We start from the raw sequence: 357 nt of genomic DNA on the forward strand, positions 1-357 counted from the left end.
GGCTGCTGCTAAACAAAAGGCAGTTGAATACTTTCGGCCAAAGAAACGTGTAGCCCAAACTATGGGGGTTCATCTCGCAGAGGAAAACTGATATGTCCATGACAGATGCTCAATTAACCCGTGAAGATGACAGATGTCAGGCTAAAGCCTTTATGGGCAAAACTGCTGCATTCTTTGGTTCACTGTTATGTTCCCTGAAGTTCCGTTGGGTAAAAGATGGCTGTGATACAGCACAAACCGATGGTGAGCATCTCGAATGGAATCCTGATTGGTTTGAAAGTCTATTACCTGAATCTCGTGTAACAGTACTTATGCATGAACTATGGCATGTTGGCTTACTGCATTCTGTTCGTATGG

1 protein-coding gene is annotated in these 357 nt (G+C 44.0%); it reads left to right on the top strand.

What is annotated here, in order from left to right:
• Positions 1-92 precede the first annotated feature (92 nt).
• A partial coding sequence (locus Y882_RS19730; protein WP_211259242.1) for a DUF2201 family putative metallopeptidase occupies positions 93-357 on the top strand: 265 nt, incomplete at its 3' end.

Source organism: Dyella japonica DSM 16301, assembly GCF_001010355.1.
Taxonomy (GTDB): domain Bacteria; phylum Pseudomonadota; class Gammaproteobacteria; order Xanthomonadales; family Rhodanobacteraceae; genus Dyella; species Dyella japonica.